This is a genomic window from Endozoicomonas sp. ONNA1, assembly GCF_024606325.1.
GTDB lineage: Bacteria > Pseudomonadota > Gammaproteobacteria > Pseudomonadales > Endozoicomonadaceae > Endozoicomonas_A.
This window is the reverse complement of record NZ_JAHHPN010000201.1, coordinates 17017-27415: the sequence shown is the minus strand read 5'-3', so window position 1 is coordinate 27415 and position 10399 is coordinate 17017. Positions and strand designations below refer to the sequence as shown.

Genomic DNA, 10399 nt, shown 5'->3' with positions numbered 1-10399 from the left:
GTGAATGATTGAATTTTTAATCTTTTCTACTAACTTTGTCAGAGGGTTTTATTGGTTAATAGAAATCATATGAAAACTATCTTTTTTGGGGTAATGCTGGTTATCGCTATGGCTGGATTTTGTTCCGAAGAGGATGATTCTATTTGTGTTGGCAACAGTTTTTTTTTCCAAATCAATGACCCGGATGATTATGAAGTGAATATCAAATTTTTGGATAAAAGTTCAAGTCTGCTATATGAGCATGACTTATTCAATGGGTTAAACCCTGATGCAATAAAGAAAAAAACATTAATTGATTTTTCTTCTCAGGTAACAACGATAAAAACAATCGTGTTAGATAGAAATAGCAAGGTTATAGCCACAGAGATGGAAAGTTATACAGACGATATAATTGAAGGACTTTTACTATCGAGCTATCTAATTACCTTAACTCATGCCGGAAATCATGATGTTAGATTAATCTCTAATCAATGTTATTCACCTAATGATCAGGAAAAGGTTAAGATACTACAAACCTTTACAAATATTTTTATAAACCAGTTAAACACTTTTGAATCAAATAACAAGTTTTTTAAAATCATTGAGATAGATCAAAGTAAAAAGGAACAGTTGCTTAACGAGAAGCTTCGTTTGCATGGCTATAAAAAAGATGCCTGTGGAAGATATATTCACATTAACAGTACATCACCAAGATCAACCGACTGTGCCGGGATTGTTGTTCCGGTTATGAATTAACCGACTAATAAAACAGTGGGCGGTAGGCAGGTTATCTGCCTCGTCACTGTAAAACCACTGTATTGAAAAAGCATTTTCCACCTGCTATTTGCTGTCATACCCACTCTCTTGCCGTAGTCGGCATTGTACTGATCAAAAAATTCACGATCGTGTTTTTTGTATTACAGATACAGATTTTCATGAACGGTTCAGATACCTTTTTTACTGGCATGAGCAGTAAGCGACCATGAGCTACAGGCTCCTGGTTAAGCTTCAAAGCCGAGTTTTTTAATAAAAATAGCCTTTCTGTGTAAACGTATGGCAGCCGTAATGGGCTGTGGTCTGATTCTACTGTCCCGGGCCAGCCGGATAGGTCATATCTCGCTAATCCGGCCTTTAACGCCAGGAGTTTTACAACACTAATTAACAAGCGAGCCATAATGATGTGAACGGTTCTTTCGTGAATGCTTGAATTTTTAATCTTTTCTACTACATTTGCCAGAGGATTTAATTAATAAGGATTATATAAAAATGAAAACTATTTTTTTTGGGGTGGTGCTGGTTATCGCCACGGCGGGGTTTTGTTCAGAAGAGAATGATTCTATTTGTGTTGATAACAGGTTTTTTTTTCAGATCAATGACCCATATGATTATGAAGTGAATATCAAATTTTTGGATGAAAGTTCAAATCTGCTGTATGAGTATGACTTATTCAATGAGCTGAATCCTGATGCTATAACGAAAAAAATATTAATTGATTTTTCTTCTCAGGTAATAACGCTAACATCAATCTTGTTAGATGGAAGTCGCAAGGTGATTGAAAGAGAAAAGGAAACTGAAAAAGACGATAAAATTGAGTCACTTTTACCATCAAACTATTTAATTACCGTGACTCATGCCAGCAATCATGATGTTGCATCAATCTCTAACCAATGTCACTCATCTAATGATCAGGAAAAGGTTAGGATATTACAAGTCTATACAAATACTTTTCTAAAACAGTCAAGCACTTTCAAATCAAGTACCGAATTTTATGGAATCACTGAGATCGATGAAAGTAAAAAGGAACAGTTGTTTAACGAGAAACTTCATTTCCTTGGTTATAAAAAAGATGCCTGTGGAAGATATATTCCCATTAATAGTACATCACCAGGATCAACCGACTGTATCAGGATTGTTGTTCCGCTTTTTCTGGATTATCTGCCGAAGAAATTGCCGTTAAAATAAGGTGTTAGGTGTCTCTGTGCCATCTCTTATTGTCTGCTATGCTCAACGCACAAGAAATAATCATAAGGTGTACGCATGAACCACGATAAAGACACAGACGATTTCTGGAATGCCATCAGTCGCATAGAGGTCAGTATAAAAAACTCACAGGACGATATTAGGAAGCTGTACCTGCACAGCGCACGGCAGGAAATATCTATTGAGTCACTTAATGAAAAGATTGACGCTAACCAGCAAGAAAATCGTGAACGTTTTGACAAGATTGAAGACACTCTGGCTGTCATTGTAAACCACTTCCAAAAATAACCACGACACCTAACAGCACGCTCGGCTGAGACGTACATACTGTGCGCCCTTCAGCCCTGGGATACCCACTCTCTTGCCGTATCCAGATCAACATTGTTAAATCCGGCACAGCGCATGAGCAGAAGTCTGATATTATACTCCGCGATGACACTCAGAACTGGCCGACTGAGAGCGTCATTAACAAAAGCACAGACTGCATCACCCGCCCCGGCCAGGTGTGCGGTTTTCTCATCCAGATGAATATCGAAGTATTCCTGTTCAGAACCGCAGTAGGACGGCCTTAAGTCCGACAGGCTGCTAGAGGCTCGTGGTTAAGTATCATAGCGGAGTTTTTTAGTGAAAATAGCCTTTGTATGCCAACGTATGGCAGCCTGGCTAAGCAGTGTCATTATTCTGATGGCCTGTCTGTGGGCAGGCGATCTGCTCAGCGTCTGGATCAATCATGCCCTTCCGGGCAGTATTATCGGAATGCTGCTTCTGGCAGCCCTGCTGGGCAGTGGCCTGATTCGACTGTCCTGGGTTGAAACGGGTGCCGGTTTTATAATTCGCTGGATGTCCCTGTTATTTGTGCCCATCGGGGTCGGTGTCGTCGATCAGCTGAACCTGCTGGCCAGCAGCCTTGGTGCTCTTCTGCTGACCAGTCTGCTGGGGACAGTGTTGGTTATGGCCGTTTCCGGTTGGTTGTTTCAATGGCTGGAGCGTACCCGACAATGACCTTGTTCCCGATAGTTACGATCACTCCGATGAAGGGCCTGCTCTATTGTTCTATGACGGTGGTAGTCTACCTGACGGCCTGGCAGCTTCATAATCGTTTCAAGTATTCAATGCTCAATCCATTATTGGTCAGCATTCTGGTAGTCGTGGGTATTCTTCTTGTCGGAAACATTCCTTACTCCGACTACGAACAAGGAGGTGACTGGCTAAGCAATCTGCTTGGCATCGCGGTTGTCGCTCTGGGAGTGCCTCTTTATCAACAGATGAGAGATATTCATCGGGAGCTGACCGGTGTGATTCTGGTGGTTTTTGTCTCCAGCCTTTTTGCCCTTGTCAGCACAGTTATACTGGCGGTCCTGGCGGGTGCCGATGGTCAGGTCGCTCTTTCTCTGGCTCCCAAATCGGTCACAACACCGATTGCTGTGTTGATTGTGGATAACCTGAACGGTGTCCCCTCTCTTGCCGCTATCGCTGTGATCCTGACGGGCTTGATGGGTGCTATTTTTGGCTTGCCACTACTCTCATTATTGAAAATCACTGATCCCAAAGCCAGAGGTATCGCCATGGGCACGGCCTGCCATGCATTGGGCACTGCGAGGATGGTACAAAGTTCATTGAAGGAAGGCGCCTATAGCGCGCTGGCGTTAGTACTTTCTGCCAGTATCAGTGCCCTGATGGCTCCCTGGCTGGTACCCTGGGTTCTTGGCTGGTTGAATTAAACAGCCGGGTTTTGCCCGGCCGCTTTTTCTGCTTAATACTCCACTCGATAACTCAGTGTGTAAGCACGACCTTCTGCCTTATGAGCACTAATGCCATTGTAGGTGTCTCCTGCCCACTGGCTGTAGACCGTTTCGTAGTCTTCATTCAACAGGTTGGTAATCCCTGCTTTCAGAGTGCCCACTGGCATAGCGAAGGAAGCCAGCAGATCAAGGGTGGTATAACCATCAACCTCATAACTTTTGATATTACCACCGGACACCTTCTTACCCTTGTCGTAATCGGCAAAGGTTGTCGACTGTAGACGTACATTCATATCTGCCTGATCGTAGGAGACAAAGGCCACATACTTTTCCGGGGATACGTCGGCTGCCTGCAGGTCGAGCCATTTCCCCACTTCTTCGTAGTAGCTGCGTCCTTCTGTAAAGGCATAGCTGCCACCGACACTCCAGTAATCATTGACGAAGTATTCCAAAGAGCCTTCAAAGCCGTAGACCTTTTTTTTCTGATCCAGCAAGTCCACATTGTAATTTTCATTAAAGTCTATGGTTTTATCAGACTCGTTATAAAAGACAGAGGCATTGGCCAGCAGGTCATCAAAGCGTCCACGCCAGCCCAGCTCATAGCTGTCAGTCTTGATGGCATCCAGATTCGCTTGTGATATATCGGTAGGATTCAACGGCAGAGGTAATATGGTCAGAGCGCTGTCAGGTGAAATAACATCCCTCAGAATCCTTGAAGCATCCGGGACTTCAAAGCCCTGAGAATAGTTAGCGAACACTTCGTTGCTGTCATTCAGTCGATAAACCAGACCAACGTTAAATAGAGTAGCGTCATACTTCCTGACGTCGCCCTCTAATACGGTTACATCCGCTCCGGGAGCATAAATAGGCAAAAGCCAGGTTTCTGCCAACGGGGTGTAGTCAGCGATATCCAGTTCAGCGCGCTCGTGACGAACACCGGCATTCATTGTCAGTTGTTCAGTGATATCCCAGGCGGTCTGCAGATATAACCCGAGAGTAGTGGCATCGACATCCGGACCGTATTCATAGGAAGATCCTGTGGGTTCAATGATCGTGCCGCCACTGTCAATGTACTTCTGTAGATCGTGCAATTGTCCCCTTTGCTCGCCTTTATCTACATCGTAATCAACCCCGTAGGAGATTCTGAACGTATCGGTCAGTTCTCTGTCCAGAAGCAGCTTCACACCATAAACCTCTGAGGTAGACGTCGACTGATTAAGAAAAGTAGTGCCGGGCAATATCGTGGAGCCAACTAATATATTCGGGTAGGGGAAGAACCTCGCATCACGCTCACGATAGTAGGTTTGCAACTGGAAATTATTGCCCAAAAAGTCAGCATCACTGTAGACCAGATCAATGGAATTTCTCTTGCTGTAAGGCTGATCTTCCAATTGTAACCCTTTAACTGGTGGGGGTGCGTCAGCAGCATCTCCGCTGATCAGAGAGGAAATGTCTGGCGCGTAATCAGAATCCATCTGATCATCAAAATATTGCAGTGTTGCCTCCAGACGCTGTTCCGCGTTGAAGTCATAACCCAGTTTCACCAGAACATCTTTAGTATCGGTATCGCTTCGGCTCACCTGAGATGGGTCAGGATTAACGCGGTCACCGTCAGCATCAAAAATGCCATCACGGCTCTCGTAAGTACCACTGAACAGGTAATCAAAATCACCATTACTGCCACTGATACTCTGATTCAGGGTATAGCTGCTCAGCTCGTCACCGGAGACTTTGATGCCTGCTTCAGAAGCAAACTGAATGTCGTAATCGGCTGGCTTACGGGTGATCACGTTGATAATACCTCCGGTAGCACCACCGCCATAAATAGCGCTGGCACCGGAAATCACTTCAATGCGTTCAATGTTTTCAGGGCGGATCATGCTGAGCTGGCGGCTGATCTGACGGTTCTCGGTCTGAGCGATGCCATCAATCAAAACCAGAGCCTTACGACCACGGACGCTTTGAGTTCTGTCGGTCACCGTCTGAGTGCCGGGACCAAAGCCAGGTACCAGCTGTTCAAGAATATCAGCCAGTTTCTGACCGGGCACGCTCTGCCGGGCCAATGCTTCTCCGCTGATGATCTGAACGGTCCCGGAGACGTCAGAAATGCTGGCTTCAGAGCGGGAAGCAGTAACAACAACTTCTTCCAGCCGGGTCACGGAATCGTCGGCTTCTGCGAAAGCACTCTGACTTCCCAACGTCATGGTTATGGCGATAGCAAGAGGCGTTTTATTAGTCTTCATTATCTGGGGTTTCCCTGTTCTTGATTATCATTCTCATTAGATCCTTGTTATTGTTTTGAGCCCGCTTCCCGCAGGCTTCTGAATTTAAAAACGTTATTTAACGACTTTGGACGTATTTGCCACTGAGCAGTAACAGGATGAAATAAACACCTCCGGCTCCTGAGACCAGAAGACCTGAAGGAATTTCAAAAGGAGCCATCAACGATCGTGACAGCCAGTCGCTGAGTACCAGCAGTAAGGCCCCCGTCATGGCGGTAGCAGGAATCAGATGTCTGTGGCTTGACATACCACTGACGCGGCATATGTGGGGCGCCATTAGCCCGATAAAAGAAATACCACCCACTGTTGCAACACTGGTTGCACTCAAAAGGGCAACCAGCAGCATCAGCAGATAGACTGAAGCCTTTACTCTGATGCCCAGCAGGGAAGGCCAGAAGGCGCCCAACTGAAGAATGTCGAGCTTTCGCCACATGAGCATAAACATGGGTATCAGGATTAATACACCAGAAGACAGCAGATAAACCAACTCACTGCTGGCTGCATAGGTACTGCCTGAAAGCCATACCAGCACCTCGCTGGACTGATTACTGCCGAGCACCATCACCACGCTGATCAGCGTTGCTGAAACCGCTGAAAGGCAGAGGCCAGCCAGAGCAAAAAGCTGGGGATTAAACCCGGTCATCCGACTGAGGGCCATTAAAAGAAGCAAGGCAAAACCGCTGCCAAACATCGATAGCATGAGCAAATCCAGACGCTCAAGGCCAGGCATCATTACAGAGCCTAAAACCACAAACAAAACGCCCGTGGTCGTCAGACCAGAAACATCGGGACTGGCCAGAGGGTTTCTCATCAGGCTCTGAAGAACCAGACCGGAGACAGCCAGCGCAGCTCCGGCAAAAGCTGCCGTTAAAACTCTGGGCCAACGTAGGTCGATCCAGGATTGGTCAAGGCCGCTGAACAGACTGAAGTAAAAAGCGACCAGCAGTATGGACAGCAGAACCCAGAGGGCTTTTGCCGGAGACGCGTTAAACAGAGCACGTATTCCTGTCTCACCGGGCGCTCTGGCCAAATTGCCGATCCTTTTACGCTGGCTCAACAGGAAAATCATGAAAGGTGCGCCGACAACCGTTGTCATGGCGCCGGCCGGGATACTGTAATGCGCTTCGGACATCAGGAAAGGAATCATTCTGGCCAGCACATCTGCACCCAGTAGCAGTAATGCACCCGTCAAGCTGGCTGCCAGCAGACGTTGCCATGCTGAGCGATAACCGAGACCACGGGCAATGTGCGGGGCAATCAGTCCGATAAAACTGATCATACCCACCTGACTGACGACACTGGCAGACAAAAGCAGAGCAATCACCAGCGACAGGCCAACGGTTCGTCTTACATTCACCCCCAGACTCTCAGCCTGATCTCTGCCCAACTCAATCAGATCCAGACGTCTGGCCAGCAATGTGGCAAAGAGAATCATCAGGGTAAAGATCGGCCAACTGTTGTTGATGGCCTGATAGTCAAACTGGGCAAGATTCCCTGCACCCCAGGTGTACAAACCCTCCAGACGATTCTCAAAAAACATCAGAATACCGGCACTGAGAGCACCCAGTGACAGGGTAATAGCCATGCCAATCAGAACAAGGTTTACCGGTGAATCACTGATAGCAGTGGCCAGCCTGAACACCAGTAAAGTGGTAAGCGCAGCACCCGCAAAGGCGACTACGACCGGGTACTGGTCGGTCAATTCAGGCAATAGAACAGATCCCAGCACTATGGCGAGCATGGCCCCGGAGTTCACACCCAGTGTTGCCGGACTGGCAAAGGGATTTCTTGTCGCTCCCTGAATCAAAACACCCGCTGCCCCCAGTGCGGCACCGCATAACAATGCCATCAATGTTCTTGGCAGAAGGAGCCAGGTCACTATTTCAGAGGCCATAGTATGATCGGCGGGTTGCTGCAGGAACGGCAATCCATTCAATAAATTCAGATCAATGCCAGCAGGCCCCACTGTCAGGGAAACAGTGACCAGCAGGATGAGCAAGAACAATGTCACTGCCGTCTTTTTAACACCTTCATAATAACTGTTTACAGACTCCAGAATAAACATCACACCTCCGGAGCCAGGTGATGGGCAAAAGCGTTAGCCATTCGAGCAGCCGACTCAGGACCACCATATGACCAGAGCGCGGGCAGATAATAGACCCGGCCCTCTTTCACCGCCGGAAGGGCATTCCAAACCGGTGATTGAGCCATGGTTGGCAAATGTTCAGGCTGACTTCCAATAATGATCAGGCTGGCATCACCCATAGTGGTCAGTTTGAGGAGGTCGACATGGGTGAAATCCCGCCCGGGCAATGAAGAGTGCCAGCTATTTTTCAGACCAATCCTGTTGACAATGGCACCCGCCAGAGATAAATCGCCGTAGACCCGGAGTCCAAGCCCCATACCGACAAACTTACCCACAACGACTTTCTGGCCAGACAGCCCCGCTGCTTGAATGCTGCTGCGGGCCTGTTCCAGCTCTGACTCCATTTCCTTCAGTCTCCTTTCTGCCAGAGCCTCGCGCCCCAGAATATGAGCCACTGAACGAAAAATACCCTGCATTCTCAGAAAATAATCCACAGGATCTTCCTGGCTCGGATACTGAGAGTAAAGAACGGTAGGAGCAATGGTCTTAAGCTCTGAAACTATACGACTATGACGCCATTTGTAGCCAAGAATAAGATCCGGTTTGAGAGCCGCTATGGCTTCAAGACCCGGCTCAGCTCTCTGCCCGAGTTCGGTAACACTTTCCGGCATAACCGGGTCATCGGACTGCCACTCCCGATAACCCTTGATTGAAGTCACCCCTGCAGGTACAACCCCCAGAGTGAGCAACATTTCAGCCTGGGTCCAGTTGAGTGCTGCAATCTTTTCAGGGAATTCAGGCAGATCGGGTTCGGTACTTGAAGCTATTGCTGTTACCGATATGAACAGCAGGAAACAGCAGATTTTTTTCAGTACTGCAAACATCAGGCGACTTCCCTGCTGGATAAAAGTTGAATAGCTGCCTCAGCCTGATGCTCACTTAAGGGCAAAAAGAGCGACTCTTTCCTACCCTCCAGTTGCACTTCTCGAGTCTCTACGCCAAATACATCCGAGATAATGCGCTTATCCAGTACCCTTGAAGCAGCACCTTTTCTGATCACCTTCCCCTGATTCATCAGCACTATTTCGTCGCTGTACTGAAGGGCCTGATTGAGGTCGTGAAGTACCCAGATAACAGTTGTCTGCTTTTCATTGTTCAGCTGTCGTACGATATCCAGCAGGCGCAATTGATGGGCGATATCAAGCCATGAGGTAGGCTCGTCTAATAATAAAATACCGGTTTCCTGGGCCAGCACCATGGCCAGCCAGACTCTTTGCATTTCACCACCGGAGAGATGATCAACCCGTTCTCCGGCATAATGATCCATACCGACTCTGGAGAGTGCCGAAGTGACTGCCCTGTGATCCTCTCTTTTCAAACGCCCAAAAGGGCCTGCGTAGGGGTATCGGCCACAGGCCACCAGCTCCGTTACCGACATCCCAAGGGGAACCGGTGAGTGCTGCGGCAACAGGGTCAGGCTTTTAGCCAGCTCTTTGCGGTTAAATGACTTCAGCGGTTGCCCGCCCATAAGAACCTGCCCTGCACTGGGCTCTATCAAACCGGAGAGCAATTTCAGCAGGGTACTCTTACCCGAGCCATTAGGTCCGAGAATGGCGGTAACTTTTCCTGGTGTGATAGCAAGATGGGTTGATGGCAGAACGGTTTTTGCCCCCACCCGCAGACATGCCTGATCAAGCGTAAGAATCTGCTCCATGGCCTCAATTTCTTTTTGATCTGTGGAAGTATCATTACTGCAATGTCAGACCCCGGCAGCAAGCTCCCGGAGTATCTGTTGAGCCTCAAAACACTTCATTCAATAATTATTTTTCATGTTCAGACTGCCGGATGTTGTCCTGATCCAGTCACGCAGTGCTGATAGCCATTAGCTCAATTGATAGACAACGGTTGCGAATGATAATAGTTATTATTTACATCATCAAGCTTAAACGGTCGCTTGGTTGTATCGCTCAATCGCCCAGTCACGAGCCTGGCTAAAATCGAAACAGGACACCATGGGAAAAGGCATGGCCTTTTTCATGTTGTCACTGACCACCCTGTCACCCTCCTCTTCAGAAAGCACAATCCGGGCAATACCACAGCAAAACGCGCCCAGTTTTTTCCTGTTCTCTTTAAACCAGAGCCCCATCTGCCTCCGGGCTTCCGGCGAAAACTCACTGTTGGGTTTTGCCTGAATGATGAGACTGAATGACTGCTCTCTCAGCAGCAGCTCAGAAAGATCCAGTAGCCACTGACGAGCATCATCATCGCTGGCTGGGCGATTAAAACTGACTGTCACAATGGGCCAGCCCACCATTTGAATTGATTTCATG

The 10399-nt window shown here is 47.6% G+C and carries 11 protein-coding genes; 5 read left to right on the top strand and 6 right to left on the bottom strand.

Annotated features, from left to right (window positions below; translation table 11 throughout):
* The first annotated feature begins 69 nt into the window (after positions 1-69).
* The 3 genes from KDK19_RS04795 (at position 70) to KDK19_RS04785 (ending at position 2247) form a co-directional block, all read left to right on the top strand.
* The gene (locus tag KDK19_RS04795; protein ID WP_257253056.1) at positions 70-735 is read left to right on the top strand and encodes a hypothetical protein; all 666 of its coding nucleotides are present in this window, start codon (positions 70-72) and stop codon (positions 733-735) included.
* Positions 736-1245: 510 nt separating this feature from the next.
* Positions 1246-1941: a hypothetical protein gene (locus KDK19_RS04790; protein WP_257291455.1), complete on the top strand. Its 696-nt coding sequence runs from the start codon at positions 1246-1248 to the stop codon at positions 1939-1941.
* Between the two features lie 75 nt (positions 1942-2016).
* Positions 2017-2247: a hypothetical protein gene (locus KDK19_RS04785; RefSeq protein ID WP_257253053.1), complete on the top strand. Its 231-nt coding sequence runs from the start codon at positions 2017-2019 to the stop codon at positions 2245-2247.
* A 50-nt stretch (positions 2248-2297) separates the two neighbouring features.
* Here KDK19_RS04785 and KDK19_RS24290 read toward each other — a convergent pair whose 3' ends face one another.
* On the bottom strand, positions 2298-2540 hold the full coding sequence (locus KDK19_RS24290) for a hypothetical protein (protein ID WP_368736437.1): 243 nt from the start codon (positions 2538-2540) through the stop codon (positions 2298-2300).
* A gap of 43 nt (positions 2541-2583) precedes the next feature.
* Here KDK19_RS24290 and KDK19_RS04780 point away from each other — a divergent pair, with 43 nt between their 5' ends.
* Both KDK19_RS04780 and KDK19_RS04775 read left to right on the top strand, forming a co-directional pair.
* A complete protein-coding gene (locus KDK19_RS04780) occupies positions 2584-2961 on the top strand; it encodes a CidA/LrgA family protein (protein ID WP_257281191.1) in 378 nt (125 codons plus the stop codon).
* Positions 2937-3680 (top strand): LrgB family protein, encoded by a 744-nt coding sequence (locus KDK19_RS04775; RefSeq protein ID WP_257253048.1) that lies wholly within the window; start codon positions 2937-2939, stop codon positions 3678-3680. The genes KDK19_RS04780 and KDK19_RS04775 overlap by 25 nt, the downstream gene beginning before the upstream one ends.
* A 32-nt stretch (positions 3681-3712) precedes the next feature.
* Here the strand turns inward: KDK19_RS04775 and KDK19_RS04770 are convergent, their stop codons facing one another.
* The 5 genes from KDK19_RS04770 to KDK19_RS04750 all read right to left on the bottom strand — a co-directional run bounded on the left by KDK19_RS04770 (position 3713) and on the right by KDK19_RS04750 (position 10398).
* Positions 3713-5944, bottom strand: a complete 2232-nt coding sequence (locus KDK19_RS04770; RefSeq protein ID WP_257253045.1) for a TonB-dependent receptor — start codon at positions 5942-5944, stop codon at positions 3713-3715.
* Positions 5945-6041: 97 nt separating this feature from the next.
* On the bottom strand, positions 6042-8048 hold the full coding sequence (locus KDK19_RS04765; protein ID WP_257253042.1) for an iron ABC transporter permease: 2007 nt from the start codon (positions 8046-8048) through the stop codon (positions 6042-6044).
* On the bottom strand, positions 8048-8953 hold the full coding sequence (locus KDK19_RS04760) for an iron-siderophore ABC transporter substrate-binding protein (RefSeq protein ID WP_257291454.1): 906 nt from the start codon (positions 8951-8953) through the stop codon (positions 8048-8050). The genes KDK19_RS04765 and KDK19_RS04760 overlap by 1 nt, the downstream gene beginning before the upstream one ends.
* Complete coding sequence (locus KDK19_RS04755) at positions 8953-9783, bottom strand: ABC transporter ATP-binding protein (protein ID WP_257253039.1); 831 nt, start codon at positions 9781-9783, stop codon at positions 8953-8955. The genes KDK19_RS04760 and KDK19_RS04755 overlap by 1 nt, the downstream gene beginning before the upstream one ends.
* 228 nt (positions 9784-10011) lie before the next feature.
* On the bottom strand, positions 10012-10398 hold the full coding sequence (locus KDK19_RS04750; protein WP_257291453.1) for a hypothetical protein: 387 nt from the start codon (positions 10396-10398) through the stop codon (positions 10012-10014).
* Between the last annotated feature and the right edge of the window lies 1 nt (position 10399).